Origin of the sequence: Enterococcus sp. DIV2402 (assembly GCF_017426705.2) — a bacterium.
Taxonomy (GTDB): Bacteria; Bacillota; Bacilli; order Lactobacillales; family Enterococcaceae; genus Enterococcus_F; species Enterococcus_F lowellii.
This window is the reverse complement of record NZ_CP147251.1, coordinates 1,766,165-1,787,884: the sequence shown is the minus strand read 5'-3', so window position 1 is coordinate 1,787,884 and position 21,720 is coordinate 1,766,165. Positions and strand designations below refer to the sequence as shown.

Annotated in this window: 15 protein-coding genes and 1 pseudogene; 1 reads left to right on the top strand and 15 read right to left on the bottom strand. The window is 35.1% G+C overall.

The window, feature by feature from the left end:
- Window positions 1–21: 21 nt before the first annotated feature.
- From DOK78_RS08630 to DOK78_RS08605, 6 genes and pseudogenes are all read right to left on the bottom strand, one after another.
- Window positions 22–2,745, bottom strand: coding sequence for a sigma 54-interacting transcriptional regulator (locus DOK78_RS08630; RefSeq protein ID WP_207940734.1), 2,724 nt, complete (start codon window positions 2,743–2,745; stop codon window positions 22–24).
- Between the two features lie 1,099 nt (window positions 2,746–3,844).
- A pseudogene (locus DOK78_RS08625) lies at window positions 3,845–5,283 on the bottom strand (glycoside hydrolase family 1 protein).
- 25 nt (window positions 5,284–5,308) lie between these two features.
- Entirely contained in the window at window positions 5,309–6,751 is a 1,443-nt protein-coding gene (locus tag DOK78_RS08620; RefSeq protein ID WP_207940735.1) for a glycoside hydrolase family 1 protein, read from the bottom strand.
- A gap of 1 nt (window position 6,752) precedes the next feature.
- On the bottom strand, window positions 6,753–7,088 hold the full coding sequence (locus tag DOK78_RS08615) for a PTS lactose/cellobiose transporter subunit IIA (protein WP_207940736.1): 336 nt from the start codon (window positions 7,086–7,088) through the stop codon (window positions 6,753–6,755).
- 29 nt (window positions 7,089–7,117) lie between these two features.
- Window positions 7,118–8,368, bottom strand: coding sequence for a PTS sugar transporter subunit IIC (locus DOK78_RS08610; protein ID WP_207940737.1), 1,251 nt, complete (start codon window positions 8,366–8,368; stop codon window positions 7,118–7,120).
- 59 nt (window positions 8,369–8,427) lie between these two features.
- A complete protein-coding gene (locus DOK78_RS08605) occupies window positions 8,428–8,751 on the bottom strand; it encodes a PTS sugar transporter subunit IIB (protein WP_207940738.1) in 324 nt (107 codons plus the stop codon).
- Window positions 8,752–8,975: 224 nt separating this feature from the next.
- Here DOK78_RS08605 and DOK78_RS08600 point away from each other — a divergent pair, with 224 nt between their 5' ends.
- Window positions 8,976–10,910, top strand: a complete 1,935-nt coding sequence (locus tag DOK78_RS08600; RefSeq protein ID WP_207940739.1) for a BglG family transcription antiterminator — start codon at window positions 8,976–8,978, stop codon at window positions 10,908–10,910.
- 593 nt (window positions 10,911–11,503) lie between these two features.
- Here DOK78_RS08600 and DOK78_RS15765 read toward each other — a convergent pair.
- From DOK78_RS15765 to ligA, 9 genes are all read right to left on the bottom strand, one after another.
- Window positions 11,504–11,668: a hypothetical protein gene (locus DOK78_RS15765; RefSeq protein ID WP_422389677.1), complete on the bottom strand. Its 165-nt coding sequence runs from the start codon at window positions 11,666–11,668 to the stop codon at window positions 11,504–11,506.
- A gap of 108 nt (window positions 11,669–11,776) precedes the next feature.
- Complete coding sequence (locus DOK78_RS08595; RefSeq protein WP_207940740.1) at window positions 11,777–11,929, bottom strand: hypothetical protein; 153 nt, start codon at window positions 11,927–11,929, stop codon at window positions 11,777–11,779.
- Window positions 11,914–12,432 carry a prealbumin-like fold domain-containing protein gene (locus DOK78_RS08590; protein WP_207940741.1) on the bottom strand — a complete coding sequence of 173 codons (519 nt, stop codon included), beginning with the start codon at window positions 12,430–12,432 and terminating at the stop codon, window positions 11,914–11,916. The genes DOK78_RS08595 and DOK78_RS08590 overlap by 16 nt, the downstream gene beginning before the upstream one ends.
- A 1,201-nt stretch (window positions 12,433–13,633) precedes the next feature.
- Window positions 13,634–15,007 carry a 23S rRNA (uracil(1939)-C(5))-methyltransferase RlmD gene (gene rlmD / locus DOK78_RS08585; RefSeq protein ID WP_207940742.1) on the bottom strand — a complete coding sequence of 458 codons (1,374 nt, stop codon included), beginning with the start codon at window positions 15,005–15,007 and terminating at the stop codon, window positions 13,634–13,636.
- A 97-nt stretch (window positions 15,008–15,104) separates the two neighbouring features.
- Entirely contained in the window at window positions 15,105–16,142 is a 1,038-nt protein-coding gene (locus tag DOK78_RS08580; protein WP_207940743.1) for a diacylglycerol kinase, read from the bottom strand.
- Window positions 16,143–16,153: 11 nt separating this feature from the next.
- Window positions 16,154–17,584, bottom strand: a complete 1,431-nt coding sequence (gene gatB / locus DOK78_RS08575) for an Asp-tRNA(Asn)/Glu-tRNA(Gln) amidotransferase subunit GatB (RefSeq protein WP_207940744.1) — start codon at window positions 17,582–17,584, stop codon at window positions 16,154–16,156.
- Window positions 17,584–19,053 carry an Asp-tRNA(Asn)/Glu-tRNA(Gln) amidotransferase subunit GatA gene (gatA, locus tag DOK78_RS08570; protein ID WP_207940745.1) on the bottom strand — a complete coding sequence of 490 codons (1,470 nt, stop codon included), beginning with the start codon at window positions 19,051–19,053 and terminating at the stop codon, window positions 17,584–17,586. The genes gatB and gatA overlap by 1 nt, the downstream gene beginning before the upstream one ends.
- Window positions 19,053–19,358: an Asp-tRNA(Asn)/Glu-tRNA(Gln) amidotransferase subunit GatC gene (gene gatC / locus DOK78_RS08565; protein ID WP_207940746.1), complete on the bottom strand. Its 306-nt coding sequence runs from the start codon at window positions 19,356–19,358 to the stop codon at window positions 19,053–19,055. Before gatC ends, gatA begins: the two co-directional genes overlap by 1 nt.
- Window positions 19,359–19,681: 323 nt before the next feature.
- Window positions 19,682–21,706: an NAD-dependent DNA ligase LigA gene (ligA, locus tag DOK78_RS08560; protein WP_207940747.1), complete on the bottom strand. Its 2,025-nt coding sequence runs from the start codon at window positions 21,704–21,706 to the stop codon at window positions 19,682–19,684.
- Window positions 21,707–21,720: the final 14 nt, after the last annotated feature.

The window sequence follows — 21,720 nt, the reverse complement described above, 5'->3', positions numbered from 1 at the left end:
AGCGTGCCAACTAGTGACACGCTAATCAAAATACAGAATATTATGGATATAACAAATTTCTTCTAGAGGAACTGTCACACTATATACAGGTTCTAGCACACTAAACACATCTTGTATCACACGAATTTCTTTCTGATGCTCAAAAGAAAATTGTTCTAATTCAGGAAATTCTGTAATCTCTGAGTGACGAATCAAACGTTCCACCATGCAGCTGACATGTACAAACATCGCTACTTTGCGTGCATTTGATAATGTTAAATCAAGACGCTCTTCCAATGCATGAATGCAGGTTTCAACTAACTCCATGATTTTTTTCGTATCTAGAATCGTTAACGAATCAATCACTCGTATCAGTGAGAAATTCTTTACAAGCCGATTGTTAACCTCTCGTATTTCCTGCTCTGACAACATATTTTCAAAGAGTCTATTCAGTTTTCCATCACCAGAAATAATTTCTTCTAGATACAGAAATTTTACCTTTGGAAGTTGTAAATTATTCGTCCCGATGATCGACAAAACATCATATTTCGTTTTTAAAGCATCTGTGATTCCTTTTGCTCTCAATTCATTGAACTCAATAGGAATGATATCAATATCTAAAATTCCTTCCAAACAATCATAAAGCAATTTTTGAATTTGAATGGCAATTCCTAAACCAGAAAAACATGTCGTGATGACCGCTTTTCGTTTACTTTGCTCTGGTTGAAAAATATGCACATTCGGCATAATGACCTCTTGCATACTTTCTGCGATTTCGACCAAAGATTTACCTTGCTGCATCAAATTACCAACTTCCAAAGCCATTGGTGTGCTTAGTTGATCAATGAATAGAATCGGGACTGTCACGCTTTGTTTCAATTCCTCATAAATCATATTCAATGATCCCATATCAATCATCAAGATCAAGCCTTGATCCACCTGATTACTTTCAATATACGATTCAACTTTTTCCGAGATGTCATGGATCGTGGCCTCAATCGGCATATCGATTCCTGCAAATGTCACTTCGCCTAACATTCGATTGCATACATTGGCAATACTGCTGGCTGTTGCATATCCATGTGCAAGAATGATCGCATCTAACTCCATCCCTTTACTAGTATTTTTCAACGTTGCAAAAAAGAGAGCAAACAATACTCGATCTGCTTTAGTAAACACAATATCTAATCTTTTTTCAATTTCTGGTAATAGTTTAATAAGAGCATTCATTTCTAATTTATAATTTCTTTGAACAAATAGCAGCAATTCTGGATCAATCGCTTTGACAATATTGACTCCTTTTAATACGTAACTATAAATGTAATGGGACAGGAACAGAACAACATTGCCATCATATTGAAATTTTGTTTGATGCTCGATTTCTCTAAAAATATCTTGCATGGTAGATAAAATAAATTTTTCCAGTGCCACCTGATTCGTCTGCATTTCTTGAAAAATCAGTTCATCCATAAACTTTACTGCTTGCTGATATAACTGTTGCTTTATTTCATAATGAGTTTGCTGTTGAAATTGGTCAAGTATAATATTTAGGTGCTGAATAAATTTTTGTAGTTCTTTAACTGCATTAGAAGTTTCTGTTACTTTTCCTTCTTTTGAAAAGAATAAATTTTCACCCTCCACATTGACCAATAAATGTTGCTCCTCAATCGCGGCATAAATTTTTTGAGGAATATCCCGAATTTTGATTTGGATAGTTTCTTCTGAACTGCTTTGCGATATGGCACTACCACAAGCATATTTGATTGTATTTTCCAATTCACCAATATTTCCCGTATAGATAGTTTGCAACAAGATATTCATGACACGTGGGGTAATCTCAATTGACTTTTGAATCATTCCACTTTCCTTTTTGAACAAGTACTCAATAATTTGGCGCTTTTCCAAAATACTTCGTTCATTGATTGTCGGAATATAGATTTGAATCGGAATTCTTCTTAAAAATGTTTGTAAAAATACATCTGTTTTTTCTGTCGTAGCAAATACTAAACGGACTTTTGCACTTCGATTCTTCGTTTCACCAATCCTTGAAAAGGTTCCTTTGTCCATAAATGTAAACAGCTTTTCCTGTCCTTCGGCATTCAACCGATGAACTTCGTCTAAAAATAGTAACCCCTTATCAGCTTCCTCCAATAAACCTTTCCGATTTTCATAAGCGCCTGTAAATGCCCCCTTTGCATAACCAAATAACAAACCTGATAACAATTCTGGATTATTATAATATTGCGCACAATTAAGTGTGATAAAGGGGGCATTTTCATTTAGCAAACTACTTTTAACAATATATTCGTACATAATCTGCACAAAGTAACTCTTACCAACCCCTGTCTCTCCCATCAACATGATTGGCAGTCCATTCTCCGGATAATAAACTGCTGTTTTCAATTGCTCGATTGCTTCAGATAAACTACCGTCATATCCAATCATCTTTTCAAAAATTGTTTCACTAGGCAATTCTAGGATTTCTTGTTGCAACTGAAACAAACTTTCATATTCTGGTTTAACAGAAATCATGTACTTTTCTTCAAAAATTCCGACAAAAGAAAAAAGAACCGGACGAGTATTGATTTTAAAAAGAAGCTGTTGACTCACTAATTTATTTGCAGCACGACTTGCTTGTGTTCGACTAATAGCAAAGTTCTTTTCTAAATCAGTTGTTGTAAAAAAAGCAGGCTCTAAATCTTCGATCGTGATTTCCTCACATTTGTCTTTTGCAAAAAACAATATTTTATCTTCTAAGTGACTCATCGTTTCCCTCCCTTTGTTCATTTATTGTAGTGGGAAATGAGAACACTTTCAACCCTATGCATAAATAAACAAAAATGCATTTCTTAACCCTTATTCTAAATTCAAATAGTTTTTTGCAATAAAAAAGCATGGAGTAAAAATATTGATTATCTTTACTCCATGCTGGGGTTAACATATTTAGTTTCGTAAATAAAACATCTGTAACATAACAGAATCAAACTAAAAAATCTTTACTAAAACTCGCTATACAATTTGAATTTCCAACACACTCTTAATCGAAATATTGTTTATCCCTTGGGTTACTGTTAAAAAAATTATGTTACAGCTTTTTCACTAGTGTTGCATTAAAATCTTCCTCTATTCCATGACACAAAAAAATCCTTTATACTAGCACTTGGATGACTTATCCAAGACCAATACAAAGGACCAATGTATGGATAAGTATAAAATAAATTCAGCTTTTAATAAATGGTTTTCTGCCATAAATTTAGAAAATCTTTCTGTTTACTCAAAACGAGTCATTCAGGACTACAATTCGTATCGTAAAAAATTATTCTTTAAATCGGTCTTGAAGCTTTTTCTTTACGGCATTAACGAAGAAAAAATATGACGATATTTTTCTAATAAGCCTTGGTATCTTTTTCTTTGCTCGGCTGTCGCTAACTGCCAACGTTTTTCAAATAATTCTTTCTCACTCGTATCTTCAATTCTCCTCTAACGTTGATAATTTCATTTTTCCTAGTATGAATGAATTGCTTCATTTTGTCTAGTCTTCATCAAAAAAGAATTGGTACGTTTCATCTCCAATCCCTATTTTTCGAGAGTGTCATACTTTAATTTTCTATTTCTTTATGAAACAATAGACCGTTCTCAATTTCATAAGTTTTTTTTACTATAACCGAAGTAGCTTCGCCTAACAAAAATAACAGTTTTGTCCATTAGAGAAATTCTTTCCATTCTCCACACCATTGTGTTTAATTAATTTGACAATTTTTCAATACTATTACTCATTTTGAATACTTGATTCACTTCATAAAAAACAGCTAATCATTAGAAATACCTAATAATCAGCTGTTGTTATTTTGAATAAAAAATCTTATTATAATTTTTTTCCGTTTGTTTCGATTACTTTCTGATACCAATAAAAAGAATCTTTTTTCAAACGACGACCGCTTCCCTGCCCAAGATCGTCTAAATCTACGTAGATATAACCATAGCGTTTACTCATTTCAGCACTCGAAGAACTAACAATATCAATAGGACCCCAACTTAGGTAAGCCAATACGTCAACGCCGTCTTTTACGCATTCTTTCAACTGTTTAATGTGCTGTCTCAGGTATTCAATTCGATATTCATCATGAATCGAGTCATCTGCTTCTACTTGATCAATAGCACCCAGACCATTTTCAGCAATCATGAGTGGCACCTCGTAACGATCCCAATATTGAGAAAGGCAATTATAAAATCCCAGTGGATCTGCCCGCCACTCCCAAGGGGTTGGTTTTAAGAAAGGATTTTGCTCACCATCAAACGGTGCAATTGTATTTTTTGTTGAATCAACAATACGGGTATAATAATATGAAATAGCTAGAAAATCCATAGTATTATTCTCCAAAATAGTTAAATCGTCTTCTTGAATCGGTAAGGTGATCCCATTTTCTTCAAAATAACGTAAGGCAAACTGTGGATATTTTCCTCGTAGCTGTACATCTGTAAAATAGTATTGCATGCGATTTTTCTTCATAGTCAGCACAACGTCTTCGGGTTTGCATGTAGCTGGATAAAAGGTACCATCAGCCACCATAGTTCCTAACTGTACATTGGGATCAATTTCTTTACCCAGTTGAACCACCTTTGCGCCAGCTACAAATTGATTGTGTACGGCTTGATACATTAATTCTTCCATATTCTCAGTCTGGTCGTCATAGATTCCCAAACTACCAAATTGTACAACAGGAACCAGATTTACTTGATTACAAATAATCCAATAGTTCACTTTTCCTTTATAACGTTCAAGAAGGATTCTTGCATAGTGAACAAAAAAATCAATGACTTTTCGATTTGCAAAGCCGCCATATTCTGTAACTAAATGCAACGGCATATCGTAATGACTCATTGTTAAAATAGGTTCCATGCCATTTTTAATGATTTCATTAATTAAATCATCATAAAATTTCAAACCTGCTTCGTTAGGTATTTCTTCATCTCCATTTGGAAAAATACGCGACCAAGAAATACTTGTGCGAAAAGCTTTTAATCCCATTTCTTTCATTAAAGCTAGATCTTCTTTATACGTATGGTAAAAATCAATGCCAGAGCGCTTAGGAAAATAGCTTTCTGTATCTGCAACAGCACGTTGGATTCCTGCCAACGTCCCCCCACCTTCTTTCTCAATATTTTTTCGATTAATTGCTGGATCATAACATGAATATCTGAAGTAGATAAACCGCGGCCATCTACATCATATGCTCCTTCAATTTGACAAGCAGCTACTGCGCCACCCCATAAAAAATTCTCTGGAAATCCTTTTATACTCATATGCTCCTCCTTAAATAATTTCTTATCAAGTCAACTCTGCACCATTTGTCCGAATGACTTTTTGATACCAATAAAAAGAATCTTTTCGAATTCTTTCGCATTCTTTAGGGTCATCATCTGTACGATTTACATAAATAAAGCCATAGCGTTTCTTCACACCATTACTTGTTGAAAGCAGATCTAATGCTGACCACGGACAATAAGCTAAAATTTCGACACCATAATCAATTGCACGGTACATAGCAGCTATATGCTCGCGTAGATAGTCGATACGATAACTGTCATGTATTTTCCCATCCTTTGTAAGTTCGTCAAATGCACCTAAACCATTCTCTGTAATCATTAATGGTTTATTGTAACGTGTGTAAATATCTCTGAAAATATACTCCATTCCTATTGGGTCGATAGCCCAATCCCAATCTGTCGTATCCAAATTGGGGTTTTTGCACATCTCATAAAATCCCGGATGTGTTTCAAAACCAGAAATTTCTCCTTTTTTGCCAGAAAGATTCACTCCACTATAGCGAAGTTCTTTGTCCGAATTTTTTGGACATGCTTTAGCACACTCACTAGCATAATAATTTAATGCTAGGAAATCAGAATATCCTTCTTTGATCAGTTCCATATCCCCTGCTTCAATAATAGGTGCTAAACCATGTTTTTCTAAATAGATCAACGCAGATTTTGTATATTCACCTTTAAAATAAATATCTAAATAGTAAGAATTTCTCAAATCATGGGCATTCAACGCTGCCATCACATCTTCAGGTTTTGACGTAAGCGGATAAACTGGCGCATAGCCTAACGCAGCTCCAACTAATCCATTAGGGACCAATTCATGAACAAGCTTGCAAGCCACAGCATGTGCTAAGTTCATATGATGATTAATTTGGTAACGCAATTGGTTTTTATTTTGAAGTTCTTTTGGGATGTAACATTTCTGTGTCCAATATTGAACAATAATGCTTTGCTCATTGATTGTTGTCCAGTATTTTACTTTATTTTTAAATTCATTAATAATATATCGAGCATAATTTTCAAAGTCTGCTACGACTTGTCGATCGACCCAACCATTATATTTCTCAACTAATGTCCAAGGTAAATCGTAATGGTACAAGGTTACAATTGGTTCAATTTTGTTTTTTAAAAGTTCGTCAATCAGGTTGCGATAGAATTGAATTCCTTTTTCATTCACCTCTCCTGTTCCATCAGGAAAGACTCTTGACCAAGCTATGGAAAAACGATACGAAGTAAATCCCATCTCTTTCATTAAAGCCACATCTTCTTTGTAGTGATGGTAGTGATCACTAGCTATATCTGCTGTCGCAAATCCTTTTTCTTCATAACTCTGTGCATTAATTACATCTTGCTGAGAAGCTTTTTTTCCATCTAACAGAGCAGCTCCTTCTACTTGATACGCACTTGTGGCGGCCCCCCATAAAAAGTTTTTTGGAAACTCTTTCTTCATATTAAATTTGTTCTCCTTTCACTATTTTTAAAATATCAATCATTTCTTTTGTCATTCTCAACTCAGAATTGATAGTCATCAATGTATCTTGCGCGTGAATAAAAAGCAATGAAATATCAAAACTATGGCCACTCGCCTCTTCTTGAATGACCGATGTCTGAGCTTTATGTGCCAATACAATGTTTTGTTCAGCTTTTTGAATCAGATTTTCTGCAGCGAAAAAATCAAATTGTTTAGCAAAATTTAATGCTTCTACTAGTTGATTTCGTGCATCTCCTGCATGAATAATAATTTTCATTGCGACAGAGATCAATTCATTTTCTTCTTGTTCACTCATATGTGTGTCCTCTTCTCATTGAATATTTCTTAAATAGTTGTCTCTTGTGCTTCTTGTGCCTCTTCAGCTAATTTTTCTTTTTCATAAGCTTTGAAGAACGGATACCAAATGATTAGGTAAATAACAAATAGGATTACCCACCAAAGAATTGCTCTAAAGTCTTCTGTAACCATGACACTTGAAATGGGCGCAGGAACCTGTCCAACTTGGATCATTTTAGAAGGAATATTCAATAATCCTGTACTCATTAAAACCCACACATAGACAGCACCGACAACAGAATTGATCCACGAAGGCAGCATCAGTAATGGGTTGAAAACAACTGGCGCACCAAACATGACGGGCTCATTGATATTGAAAATAGATGGTGCTAAAAACACGCGTCCTAATGTTTTCAATTGTGTAGATTTTGAAAAACACATTAATAGGTTTAACCCTAAAGTAGCACACATACCGCCCATTGTAACAAAGGCTAAAGTAAAGACAGATTCACTAGTTACAATATTGGCTGCTACTCCGCCGACTGCTACGGTGTCAATATTCTCTTGAATTCCTGCCAAAAATATTGGTGTAGTTACTGCTCCAAATAGCCAACTGGAAATGCCCATCGTATAGAAAAATGCTGGAACTAGACAAATCAAAATAAAGCCTGGCAGCGTTTGTCCAATAGCTGCTACTGGTTTAAATGCTGATAGAATCACTTCAAACACATTAATCTTCAATACGTTGACTAAAATCATCGTAATTCCCAAAGAAATTAGATTAGGAACGATAGTATTGATCCAACCTGTAACAAAATCAGGAATACTGCTTTCTTTCATAAATTCTAATTTTCCCCATAGATGAAAAACGACAGACACAAAAAGACCTGCAACCATTCCCACTGCAATTCCGGAAGGACCTAAATTCCCCAAAAAAGCAGATAAACTATCCGCATTTTCTCCCTGAGGAACTACGGCCATCATTAAGACACAAGCGGCGGTCAATCCCGCATTGGTAATATAGAAGGGATGGTTTAGCTTTTCCATACATTGATTGGCCATCATAAAAGCAACAATCAGTGAGATTAAGCCAAAACTAAAATTAACGATTGGAGATAAATCTGGTAATTGTGGGAAAAAGGAAACAAATACATTATAAAAATAAATCAGTGATCCAGTTAAAATGAAAGGAATAATTTTCTGCATACTACTAGAAAGCGCTGCTAGCCAAGGTCTAGAAAAAAGTTTGTTCATCGAAGGAGCAAACGAGGTGGTAAGCCAATGCATAAATTTTTTCATAAAAAACATCCTTTTTAAATAAAATTTGAAATACTTGTTCTTCGTTAGCTACGGACGATTTATTTTTCTTGTTTTGCTAATTTTTCAAGTGCAATGTCTAATAATTTTTCACCATTCAACTGAGCATATACATCTTGAGGAATAACGACCACCGGAACATTGTAAGGTTTGGCTAATTCTTCATATTTTGCTAACTCACTGGCATAATGTGGGCCAATCATTAAAATACTGATAGAGCTTAAATAATCATTGACTTCCGAATAACTTCTCGCTTCGATACTTGCAGTTAACTTTCTTTTTTTAGCAGCTTTTCTTGCATTGCTAGCTAGAAAGCCACTGGACATTCCTGCTCCGCAACATAAAAGTATTTTTAGATTTGACATGATAAATTCCTCCTTTGTGATAGCTAAACTATAAACAATTTGAAAGAGCTTTCTCAACTTCACTTTTGCCCTTTATAGTGAAAGAAAAGAAAACAAAATTTACCCCTTAAAGTGAAGAAAGAAAAATACTAACTTTCACTTTAAGGGGCAATTATCAAACTTGACAACTCTTCTAGTCTCTAACTATAGTTAGAGAAAACTAGGGGAGGAAGACATCTAAGACAATGAATGAAAAACATCAAAAATTACTGCACTATCTAGCTTCTGCAAATCGAACAGTAACCAGTACTGAATTGTCTAATGCTTTAGGGGTTTCTACTAGAAGTATTAAAAACTATGTCGCACAAATCAATTCTACTTCTAATAATAAAATAATTCTTTCTTCGAGAAACGGCTATACAGTCAACATCACACATAGACAATTTTTATCGACAACTGAAACAGATCAAATTCCGCAAACAAATGAAGAACGTTCCTTTTATATTATCAAATGTTTAATTTTAAAACCTTCTGTTACCTTGCATCTATTTGATTTATGTGAATACCTTTGTATCAGTTATTCTACAATGAAATCTGTCCTCTCAAAAATGAATAATATGTATAAAATGTACCATGTTCAATTCATCTCAGAAAACGATTGTGTCAAGATGTTAGGAGAGGAAAAAGATAAGCGAAAATTAATCAGCTATGTAATTAACGAAGAATCAAAAGAAAATTTTACTGGCATCACACAAATCAAAGCTGCTTTCCCTGAGTTTGATACGGATACTTTATATAAAATTATTATTGAAACCTTTAAAAAACACAATTATTACTTAAACGATTTCGCTTCTTCTAATCTATTGTTTCACTTGGTGATTATGATTAATCGAAAACAACAAGGAAATGCACTAGAGTCCACTGAATACGTCACTCCTATGCTAAATACTAGCGAACAAGAACTACTTGATGACATCTATAATTATATTGAAAAATCTTTTGATGTTGTTTTTAATTCTTATGAACAAACAGAGTTATATATTTTATTTCGCGCCAATGCAAATTACTCTCTGACAAATTCAACACAGGACGTTCTGGACCTCGTAGGATCGGAAATTTTCACACGTACACAGCACTGTGTTGAAAAAATTAATACACTTTATATGATTGATTTGTCCAGTGATGACTTTATACTGCCTTTTGCACTGCACATCAAGGGGTTATTATTTCGAGCTAAAAACAAAAAATTTACTACTAACCCAATGGCTGAACAAATCAAAAATAATAGCCCTATCATTTTTGATATGGCTATCTCTATTAGCTTAGATTTGATGGATGCTTACGATACGTACATCAGTGAAGATGAGACCGCTTTTTTAGCCATGCACATAGGCGCAGAAATTGAGCGCCAACATAAAAACAAATCCAAAATACCAGCTGTTTTACTATGTCCTGACTATCATTCGATCAGTACAAATTTATTGAACACACTGATGTTAGATTTTGGTAATCAAATAAATATTATTCGCAGCGTTCATTCCGAAAAAGAGCTGCATACATTTGAATCTGAATTTAACGGTTCTGACTACATGATGATTTTTTCGACTATTCCAATTTCACCTTTAAAAAAACAGACTATTGTATATATTTCTCCATTTGATGTACACAATCAATACGAAATGATTCAAGAAGCGCTCATAGAAAATCAAAAAAGTTATAAGAATTATAAATTAAAAGAATATTTTCATACTTTTTTTGAAAAAGATCTTTTTGTAGCAAATACAAAAATGACAAATAGGAATCAAATTTTAACTTTTTTATGTGATAAATTAGAAGTGAAAGGTTATGTAGACGCAAGCTTTGAAAAACAAATTTATCGTCGAGAAGAAGCAGCTACTACGGCTTTTCAAAACATTGCTATTCCACATTCTGTCCAGATGGATGCATTCAAAACAAGCATCAGTGTGGCAATTTCAAAGGAAGGTTTTCGATGGGGGAAAAATACGGTACACTTAGTTCTTCTACTAGCTATCAATAAAGCCGATAAACAGACTTTTCGAGTTTTATATGAATCGTTGATTTCTTTATTCAATAACCATTCAACAATTCAGGAAGTACGTAATTGCCGGACCTTTGAAGAGTTTGAGTATTTGATTTACAGTCGTATTGAAAAATTTTAATTAGTCAGATTTCATCTCAAAAAAGAAATAAGTCTTATATTGATAGTCGCCTTTTATTTTTTACTTTTAGAAAATAACATTGGCTGCTTCTCCCTATTTCATTTAGTATTTCTTTTTCGTTTGTTATAAATAAAATACCCATCCCCATAAAAAAGCTATACCAGGAAAAACAAATACGATAAGTAAGTTACTTATGAAAAAGTGAGTATTTCAAATAAATTGAAAAGTACAATTGGAAGTTATCTAAAGGTGAAAAGTTATTTGTGAATTACAGAAAAAAGGATTGCTAATAGTCAAAAGTAGCAATCCTTTTAAAGTTATTCGAACCCTACGATATTATGAGATTCATAAGATTGCTCTACATACACAATATCTTCTGGTTCCAAACTTATATTTAATGCTTTTATAGAATCTTCAAGCTGTTCTACTCTAGTCACTTCAATGATAGGAGACGTCACTTCTTCTTTGTTTAGTCCCATGCAAGGGCGATTTGAACGTGTGAGACATGGTGTTTTTCAGCAAGTTAGCCTACTCTTTGTATAATTAATTGGTCAGCCTTATCTATATTTTCAAAAAAACTTTTGCCAACAGAATCAATTTGAGAGCGAGTCGTCCTTTTGAATGCGCCATAATTTGATTTTATTCGTATACGATTCTCTTTCATAAAGATTAGAAAGAGAAATTTTATCTTGCATCGGGATTTCTTTTGAAAGTTCAAACGGTTTTTCCCCATTGACTGTTGCCAGTGTGCGAATCAAAGGTACTTTGACTAAATTATTTTGTAACTACAACTTACTTAACGAAACAATATTTGATCCTTCATGAATCTCATCCGCAGGGACAGTGATTGTTTTAAGCGATTCTTTTTACCCATCTTCAGTAATGTTAAAGCGATAGGCATCCGTTTCTGCATCATAGTTCGATTCAATAAATAAATCTTTATTTTTTTTATAGCCATCCGTTGCAGTCACTTCACTTAGAACGTAATCATCATATGGCCACCTCAGAAAATGCCCCATCCCCATCTTCCATTTGGATTCGTTTGAGTTGTTGCTTGAGCTTTTCCATTGGTATCATCTATAGGCATTAGTGAAAATTCAATCCCATTGTAGCCAGCATGAGTATTTTTCGGCTTTGATTGCACATACTTAAATCCTTGAAGGGTAAACTTAATAACTTTTTCTTTTGATGTTTGGTTCGTAGTAATCACTTCTGTCTGTTGATTCTTGTACATAATCTCAAATGGAATTTCCTTGCCTTTTTGATAACCTTCCTGCGCTTTGGTTTCTTTCCATACATATTTCCCAAGGGGCAGGTTTTCTATTCCTGCACGTAAATTTTCTTTATCCAAGTGCACAATAATTTTATCGCTTTCCTTTTTAGACCCAATCGTTAAAATGGGTTGGGAGGCATCTGTCCATTTAACAGGTATGCCATCTTCATAGAGTAAAGCATATTCAGCGCCACTCAAGATGGCTTTTCCTTGTGCCTCTTTTCCTGTTTCGGCATCTTCTTTTGTCAAAAGAGTGGATCCAACGACCTCCTTATTAGCTCCTTTGACATTGCTAACTCACCCTCTTTCGTTCCTTTACGAATTTCAAAGTTGTTTCCAGCCAAAGAATAATGTTCATCCAGAGGTCTTTTCCAGATAACACTCCGGATTTATCAAGGATGATTTTGCCCTACATCATGATGAATCAGTTCGTATAGTATACTGATTGAACATTGTGTCAGAAATATTTTTATCACATCGAGTATATTTTTATTCTAATCTGTCTTCTTTAAGAATAGAAGAGTAAATAGCTTCAAGCAAACGGAAGCGCTTTATAATATATTGATTCAAATAAAAATATTTGAATCAACTACATACCCGATTGGCTTTAAGATTGATTAAATAAAATCAATCTTTGAATAAAAAGGCTAAATAGATTGAGCTTCTTTACCCGCCCCACAACAACATCGGGGAATTATTTTTCTTTCCCCATTTCATAATTCCCATATACTATAAACCCTTGTGCATTTCTCCATTAGACGATTTCGTTAGTTTTCTCGCACGTAGTCATAAACAGTCTGTCAGATATTTGATGGTAATGCAATGCTTCCTCTTCCTCTAGAATCGAAAGGAGATCATTTTTAGTAAACTGTTCCATTGTAAAAATATACGAGAAAACAAAGCTCGTTTTTTTCGCTTTCTAAATTGGAGAACAACTCCTTCATTGACTAATTCTTCCCAGGCATTGTCTATCTTTCTACGACTATTCTTTTTAGATCGTTTATACAATTCACATTTATAGACTTTAAAATTTTCTGGATAAGATGCTAGACTCACAAGTAAGCCTCTTGCTTCATACGTTAAATTTTCATTTTATTTTTTCTAAACCGTTGGATAGCACCCTCACTTTTTTTATCTGGTGGTTGTCGTTGATTATACTCTTCTGTAAACTGAAAAATACTCATCAAATTCAGCCCTTTCTATTGCAAAAAAACGTAACTGTTCAAATAAAATTTTTAAAGTTTGTTATAAAAAAGAAGAACGCCATAAAGAACGTTCTCCTCAGAAATAATATTAACTTTTATTCTAGTAGTTTATTCAACATGTCCCCGCACTCTATTTCAATTAGAACAGAAACCTCATAATGATCAATAACTACTTTATTTCGTATTTTATCTCCTTTTGAGCTAAATAAGACATGTTGGCTCAAACAGCTTGAAACTAAGGATTTCTAAGAATTTTTCTTTTGTAGCAATATAACAGTCTCCACATGCGTCGTTTGAGGGAATAAATCTACCGGTTGTACGGTATCAGTCGTATAACCTAATTCTGCAAAGTGTGTTAAATCACGCGCCATTGTAGCTGGGTTACAAGAGATATAAACGATTTTTTCTGGTTTCATATCGCAAGCTGCTTGGATGAAGGTTTGATCTAAGCCTTTGCGTGGTGGATCTACAAAGATGACATTTGGTGCGATGTCTTCTTTTGCCCATTGTGGCATCACTTTTTCTGCACGTCCAACTAGATAGGTTGCATTGTCAATGTCATTTAATTTGGCATTATCACGTGCATCATCGACTGCTTCGCTAATTGTTTCCATTCCATACACGTGGTCTACTTTATCGGCAATTGATAAACCAATGGTGCCGATTCCAGCATAAGCGTCAATCACTACATCTGTTGCTTGTAAATCAGCTAATTCAATTGCTTTTTGGTAAAGAACTTCTGTTTGTTTCGTGTTTACTTGGTAGAAAGATTTAGCAGAAATCTGGAATTTTTTCCCTAATAATTCATCTTCAATATGCCCTTTTCCAAATAAGACTTTTTCTTCTTTACCTAAAATCACGTTTGTTTTTTCTTCATTGACATTTTGGATAACTGAAACAACTTCTGGTAATTCGTCATGAATGACTTGAGCGATTTCTTTTCCTTTAAAGAATTTAGCTTTTCGCGTTACTAAAACAACCATCATTTCATGAGAATAATGACCACGACGAATTACGATATGTCGCATAAAACCTTCGTTAAATTCTTCGTTATACGCTTTGATATTGAAACGTTGTAAAATGTTGCGGACAGTAACTATTGCCGCATCAATTGCTGGGTCTTGAATAAAAAAGTCTTCGATTGGAACTAATTGATGACTGTTTTTACGATAAAAACCTGTAGCTAATTGACCATCGATTTTCCGAACTGGAATTTGCGCTTTATTGCGATAAGCATAAGGTGCTTCCATTCCTAAAGTTGGTAAAACATTAATTTCAGGCATTTTAGCAACTTTAATTAAAACATTTTGGACTTGTTGTTGTTTAAATTCTAATTGTTTTTCATAACGTAAATGACTTAATGGCGCAATCCCTGTTCGTAGCAAATCCTCATTTTCAACTGTTTGACGATCTGGACTAGGTTTTAAAATTTCCATGACTTTACCAAAACCAAATTTATTGCCAACTTTTAAAATTTTTACTCGCACTTCTTCTTCTAGCAAGGCATTTTCAATAAAAATAGGATAGCCATCAACTTTTGCGATGCCCATTCCTTCATGTGATAAATCGATGATTGTTGCTTCGATTTGTTGATTTTTCGTTACTGGATATTGTTTCATTCTTTTTCTCCTTAATGTTTAAGCTTTTCTACACTTACTAATAACCTTAAAAAACTAGAACATTCTCAAAAACGTTCTAGTTTTAAAGGTAAATAATCTATTCTTTTTCATCTGCGATCTGGCCATCACCGTCAATATCTTCGTCGTTCAAACGTTCAACTTCAAGAATTAATTCTTTGCTAATCACATCAAATGGATCAATGGTCCCAGTGACAGATTCATCTGGAATTTGATCGACATTTGCATAAAATTCAATATGCTGATGTAAGTTTTCAAATTGCATTGGCGCATCGCCACCATACTCACCATCCAAATTAATCATTAGTCTTTCATCCGTATCAGAGGTTGAAACTTCTAAATACGATGTCTTGGTATAAATAATTCTGGGATCATTGACGTGTTTCCCTTTATTCAACATTAAACCCACTAGATGAACAATTTCAAAAATATTTGCTGTTTTAACAATAATTAATGAAAATTTACCATCATCTAATTTTGCATCTGGAACAATTTGTTCAAAACCACCCACAGAATTCGTTAAGCCAAGGAAAAACATAGACGCATTGCCATTGTATTCACCAGTATCGTATTTAAAATGCATATTAATTGGTTTAATACGTGGTAATAATTCGGCACCTTTAGCTAAATACGCTAAATAGCCAAAAATACTTTTTAGCTCAGAAGGAACATCATAAGTCAGTTCAGTCAAGTGACCACCAGCTGCGATATTAATAAAATACGAGTTTGGTGTCTTTCCAATATCCATTTTAACTGTCTGTTTTTTTAAGATAACTTCTGTCGCAGCTTTAATATTGTCTCTTGGTATCTTTAACGCTCGGGCGTAATCATTCGTCGTGCCTCCAGGAATAATCGCCATTTTGGGACGTTTTTCCAAAGGAGCGATTCCATTAACGACCTCGTTAATGGTCCCATCTCCTCCAGCAGCAACAACTAAATCAAAACCAGCTTCTCCAGCTCTTCTTGCTTCGTCTCTAGCAGAAAATGGAGTGGGGGTTGTTGCAAATGCACTTGCCTCATAACCAGCTTTTTCTAAAACATCTAATATATCTGCTAGACTTTTTTTTACCAATTCTTTTCCTGAAGTGGGGTTATAAATGACGCGTGCTCTTTTCATAACATTCCCTCTTATCGTTTTGTTAATTCTTCTTTTAACAATTTATTAACAACGCCTGGGTTTGCTTGCCCTTTGGTTGCTTTCATAATTTGACCGACTAAGAAACCAACTGCACGATCTTTTCCATTTTTAAAGTCATCAACAGATTGTTGGTTGTTGTCTAATACTTCATTAATGATTGGTAGTAATTGTGCAGGATCTGATAATTGAACTAAACCTTTTGCTTCAACAACTTCTTTTGCCTCGCCACCATTTGTAATCAATTCGCGGAAGACTTTCTTCGCAATTTTAGAACTAATTGTTCCATCTGCGACTAGTGTAATCATACCTGCTAAATTACTTGGTGTTAATTTTGTTTCGGCTAATTCTAGTTTTTCACTATTTAAATAAGCGGAAACTTCACCCATTAACCAGTTAGATGCTTGTTTCGCATCTGCTCCAGCTGCAACAGTTTGATCAAAGAAATCAGACATTTCTTTTGTTAATGTCAAGACCATGGCATCGTATTCTGGTAAACCTAAATCGTTCATATAACGCGCACGACGAGATTGTGGCATTTCTGGTAATGTTTCACGTACACGTTCAATCCATTCGTCATCAATCGCAAAACGAGGAATATCTGGTTCTGGGAAGTAACGATAATCTGAAGAACCTTCTTTCACACGCATTAAAGCAGTTTTGTTCGTTGTTTCATCAAAACGGCGTGTTTCTTGTTGAATTTCGCCACCCGAAAGTAATACTTTTGCTTGGCGTTTTTCTTCAAATGCTAGTCCTTTTTTAACAAAGTTCATTGAGTTTAAGTTTTTCAACTCTGTTTTTGTTCCAAATTCTTCTTGTCCATAAGGGCGTAAAGAGATATTCGCATCACAACGCATTGAACCTTCTTCCATCTTCACATCAGATACTTCTGTAAATAAGATGATTGAACGTAATGCTTCTAAATATGCATAGGCTTCCTCTGGAGAACGCATATCTGCTTCAGAAACAATCTCAATTAATGGTGTTCCTTGACGGTTTAAATCAACGTGAGAATAACCACCAATTCCGTGCATGTTTTTTCCCGCATCTTCTTCTAAATGCACACGTTCGATACGGATTTTTTTCTTTTTGCCTTCTACTTCAATTTCAATCCAACCGTCATGTCCAATTGGTTGATCAAATTGAGAAATTTGGTACGCTTTGGGATTATCTGGATAGAAGTAATTTTTACGGTCAAAATGGGTATCTTTTGAGATTTCACAGTTTAATGCCAGGGCTGCTTTCATTCCAAATTCTAATGCAGTTTTATTCATTACAGGTAATACACCTGGATAACCCCAGTCAACGATGTGGGTATTGCTATTTGGTTCTGCTCCAAAATGTGCTGGAGCAGGAGAGAAAATTTTTGAGTTTGTTTTTAATTCTACGTGGACTTCAAGCCCAATGACTGTTTCGAAGTTCATTAGCTATTTCCTCCTAAAATCACTGGTTTTTTTGTATGGAAATCAGTCGCTTGCTCAAAGGCATACGCTGCTTTATACATCGTGTTTTCATCAAAATGTTTACCGATTAATTGTAGACCAATTGGTAAACCTTCTGAGAAACCAGCTGGTAATGACATTCCTGGTAAACCAGCTAAGTTTACTGGAATCGTTAAAATATCACTCATGTACATTTTAATTGGGTCATTAATGTTTTCACCAATACCATACGCAACGTTTGGTGATGATGGGCCCATGATTAAATCATAATCAGCAAAGACTTTATCGAAATCTTGTTTGATCAACGTACGCACTTGACCTGCTTTTTTGAAGTAAGCATCATAATAACCAGCACTTAATGAGAATGTTCCCAACATGATACGACGTTTTACTTCCGTGCCAAAACCTTCACTACGAGAGTTTACATAAACATCATCTAAGCTATTAACATTTTCTGAGCGGTATCCATAACGAATACCATCAAAGCGTTGTAAGTTTGAACTTGCTTCCGAAGAGGCAATAATGTAGTACACGGCTACCCCATATTTTGAATGTGGTAAACTCACTTCTTCAACGGTTGCTCCTAATTCGCGGAAAGTATCTGCAGCTTTAAGGATGGCCGCTTTTACATCAGCATCTACACCTTCACCTAAATATTCTTTTGGTAAAGCAATTTTCATTCCTTTGATATCGCCAGTTAAGCCAGCTGTAAAATCAGGAACACTAACCCCAGCTGAAGTACCATCTTTTGGATCATAACCACTAATAGCGTTCAATGCTAAGGCGTTATCTTTAACATTACGAGTCAATGGACCAATTTGGTCTAATGAAGAGGCAAAAGCGATTAAACCAAAACGTGAAACACGACCATACGTTGGCTTCATACCAACGATTCCATTAAATGAAGCGGGTTGGCGAATAGAACCTCCTGTATCTGTTCCTAAAGCCACAGGAACTTGACCAGAAGCAACGGCTGCTGCGGAACCGCCTGATGAGCCACCAGGAACTTTGGTATGATCCCAAGCGTTTTTAGTTTTCTTGAAGTAAGAAGTTTCTGAACTTCCGCCCATGGCAAATTCATCCATGTTTAATTTACCAACTGGAATCATATCTGCTTGATACACTTTATCCATAACCGTTGCATCATAAATTGGATCGAAATTATAAAGCATTTTAGAAGCCGCTGTTGTTAAAATATCGCGAGTTACAATATTATCTTTAATCCCGATTGGAATACCAGCTAAAATCGCTTCTTCTGATACGCCTTTTAAATCAATCGCTTTTGCTAATTCTAATGCTTTTTCTTCGCTGATTGTAATAAATGAGTCAACTTGAGATTCTGTTTCTTTAATACGATCTAATGTCGCTTGTGTTAAGTCGGTTGCAGTGATTTCTTTAGAAACCAATAGAGAATGTAATTCTTCTAGACTTTTATCGTATAATTTTGTCATTATGCTCCTGCCTCCCCATTGTCGATGATTGCAGGCACTTTAATAAAGCCATTTTCTGATTCTGGAACATTGCGCATTAACTCATCGCGATTCCAACCTTCAGCTGCTTCATCTTTTCTCAATACGTTGATTGTATCTACAACATTTGAAGTAAATGGCACGCCTTCTGTATCCACTTCTCCTAATGTTTCCACCATATCAATAATTTTTCCTAATTGTACGGTAAAGTCTTGTAGCTCATCATCTGAAAAAGATAATTTTGCTAACTTGGCAACATGTTTTACTTGTTCTTCACTAATCGCCATAATGTCCTCCTTTTAGTTTCCATGCTTCCATTAAGCATGTTGTTTTCACTGTATTGTATCACTTTATTGAAAATCAATAAATAACTATCATGAATGTTTTCTGTTTAATTGAAAACATATAAACTGATTTATTTTTTCTCTACGCAAAAACAGTTCAATTTTCCTCAGTAAATCCAACTAATTTCACTGAGGAAAGTTATCGCTTCATTTAGAATGGTCATTTCTGCTTTATCTATAATATTGGGAATTTGGTTGAGTTGTCAACATTTGCATCCTACTCTTAAAAGATTAGCCAATTGAATGGTCAAACTACTCGCAATCGACTATGCCTCTCTTGAACTACTTCCTTCAATTGCTTCAATCATTTGGGCTTCATTCCAGACGGTGACACCTAAACTTTCAGCTTTTGTTAATTTGCTTCCTGCTTCTTCACCTGCAACGACAATATCTGTTTTCTTTGACACACTACCAGTCACTTTTCCACCAAGATTCTCGATTTTTTCTTTGGCATCTTGACGGGTGTATGTTGTTAGTTTTCCTGTCAAAACAACTGTTTTATCTTTAAATGGTGATTCTACTGCAGCTATTTGACTCGTTGTTCGACCTAAATAATCAAAATTAACACCTGCAGCTTCCAATTCGTTCAACAATTCGTGAACTTCATTATTTTCAAAGTAGGTTACGACGCTATCGGCAATGGTACTTCCCATACTATGCAAGTTCAAAATTTCTTCTTCATTGGCTTGACTTAATTTTCGAAGGGTTTCAAAATGTTCCATTAAAATTTTGGCAGCTTTCGAGCCAACATGTCGAATGCCTAAACCAAAAACTAAACGCTCGGCTGAATTGGTCTTACTTGCTTCAATTGCCGACAAGATGTTATTTGCTGATTTTTCTTTGATTTTATCTAAAGTCAATAAGTCTTCTTCTTTTAAAAAGTACAAGTCAGCCACATCTTGGACTAATTCTTTGTCAAACATTTGCGCTAATACGCGAGGACCTAAGCCTTCAATGTTCATCGCATTTCGCGAAACAAAATGACTTAACCCTTCTTTGATTTGAGCAGGACATTTAGGATTGATACAACGCAATGCCACTTCTTCATCTAAATGAATTAATTCACTGTCACAAATTGGACAATGACTTGGGATTGGATAAGGTTCACTGTCTTCTGGTCGCTTATCCAAAACGACTTGTGCCACTTCCGGAATAATATCGCCTGCTTTATAAATAATGACCGTATCACGCAACCGAATATCTTTCATTTCAATGTAATCACTATTATGCAAACTTGCTCGACTAACCGTCGTACCTGCTACACGAACCGGAGTCATTACTGCAGTTGGCGTCACAACTCCTGTTCGACCGATTGTCCATTCAATATCTTCAATGATTGTTTGGGCTTCTTCTGGTGGAAACTTATACGCAGCAGCCCAACGCGGTGCTTTAACCGTAAAGCCTAATTCTTCTTGTAAATGGAAGTCATTGACTTTAATAACCACGCCATCAATCTCGTAAGGTAGTTCGGTCCGATGTTCGTGTAGTTCTTCAATGTACGCCCAAACCTCATCAATTGTTTGACATAAACGACTCTCTGTATTAATACGAAAGCCCAGTTGATCTAATTCCGCTAACATGTCGTGTTGCGTTTCTGCTTCCAGTGGCGCAACATCGGCTACAGCATATAAAAAAGTACTTAAATTACGTTTCGCTGTTACACCAGAATCCAATTGACGCAAACTTCCGGCAGCCGCATTACGTGGATTGGCAAAAACATCCAGACCTGCTTCTTCACGCTCTTGATTTAAACGTAAAAAGGAAGCTTTGGGCATATAACATTCTCCACGAACTTCCAGTGTGATTGGTTCGCGTAATGTCATCGGAATCGATTTTACTGTTTTTAAATTTTCCGTAATGTTCTCTCCAACGCTACCATCACCACGAGTAGCACCGCGCACAAATTTGCCCTCTTCATAACGTAATGAAATAGACAAACCATCGATTTTCAATTCACATGTATAAGTAACAGGATGACCAACAGCTTTTTGAACACGTTGGTCAAAGGCTAAAATTTCTTCTTTACTAAACACATCATTTAAACTATACAATGGAATATCGTGAACTGCTTTTTCAAATCCTTCTAAAACAATTCCACCAACTCGTTGTGTGGGGGAGTCTTCTGTGACTAACTCAGGATGTTGAGCTTCTAATTCAACTAATTCTCGATAAAGAGCATCATATAAGTGATCCTCGATAGTGGGTTGATCTTTCACGTAATATTCATATGCATATTGATTTAATTGTGTTTTTAATTCGTCCATTCTTTGCGCAACTAAAGACTCTGCCATTTAATTGTGCTCCT

What these genes read in the sequence shown, in the direction of transcription:
- DOK78_RS08595 (WP_207940740.1), bottom strand. Translation starts at nt 11,929, where the DNA reads ATGGGGCATTTTCTGAGGTGGCCATATGATGATTACGTTCTAAGTGAA.
- DOK78_RS08630 (WP_207940734.1), bottom strand. Translation starts at nt 2,745, where the DNA reads ATGAGTCACTTAGAAGATAAAATATTGTTTTTTGCAAAAGACAAATGT.
- DOK78_RS08620 (WP_207940735.1), bottom strand. Translation starts at nt 6,751, where the DNA reads ATGAAGAAAGAGTTTCCAAAAAACTTTTTATGGGGGGCCGCCACAAGT.
- DOK78_RS08615 (WP_207940736.1), bottom strand. Translation starts at nt 7,088, where the DNA reads ATGAGTGAACAAGAAGAAAATGAATTGATCTCTGTCGCAATGAAAATT.
- rlmD (WP_207940742.1), bottom strand. Translation starts at nt 15,007, where the DNA reads ATGAAACAATATCCAGTAACGAAAAATCAACAAATCGAAGCAACAATC.
- ligA (WP_207940747.1), bottom strand. Translation starts at nt 21,706, where the DNA reads ATGGCAGAGTCTTTAGTTGCGCAAAGAATGGACGAATTAAAAACACAA.
- DOK78_RS08605 (WP_207940738.1), bottom strand. Translation starts at nt 8,751, where the DNA reads ATGTCAAATCTAAAAATACTTTTATGTTGCGGAGCAGGAATGTCCAGT.
- DOK78_RS08600 (WP_207940739.1), top strand. Translation starts at nt 8,976, where the DNA reads ATGAATGAAAAACATCAAAAATTACTGCACTATCTAGCTTCTGCAAAT.
- gatB (WP_207940744.1), bottom strand. Translation starts at nt 17,584, where the DNA reads ATGAACTTCGAAACAGTCATTGGGCTTGAAGTCCACGTAGAATTAAAA.
- gatC (WP_207940746.1), bottom strand. Translation starts at nt 19,358, where the DNA reads ATGGCGATTAGTGAAGAACAAGTAAAACATGTTGCCAAGTTAGCAAAA.
- gatA (WP_207940745.1), bottom strand. Translation starts at nt 19,053, where the DNA reads ATGACAAAATTATACGATAAAAGTCTAGAAGAATTACATTCTCTATTG.
- DOK78_RS08580 (WP_207940743.1), bottom strand. Translation starts at nt 16,142, where the DNA reads ATGAAAAGAGCACGCGTCATTTATAACCCCACTTCAGGAAAAGAATTG.
- DOK78_RS08610 (WP_207940737.1), bottom strand. Translation starts at nt 8,368, where the DNA reads ATGAAAAAATTTATGCATTGGCTTACCACCTCGTTTGCTCCTTCGATG.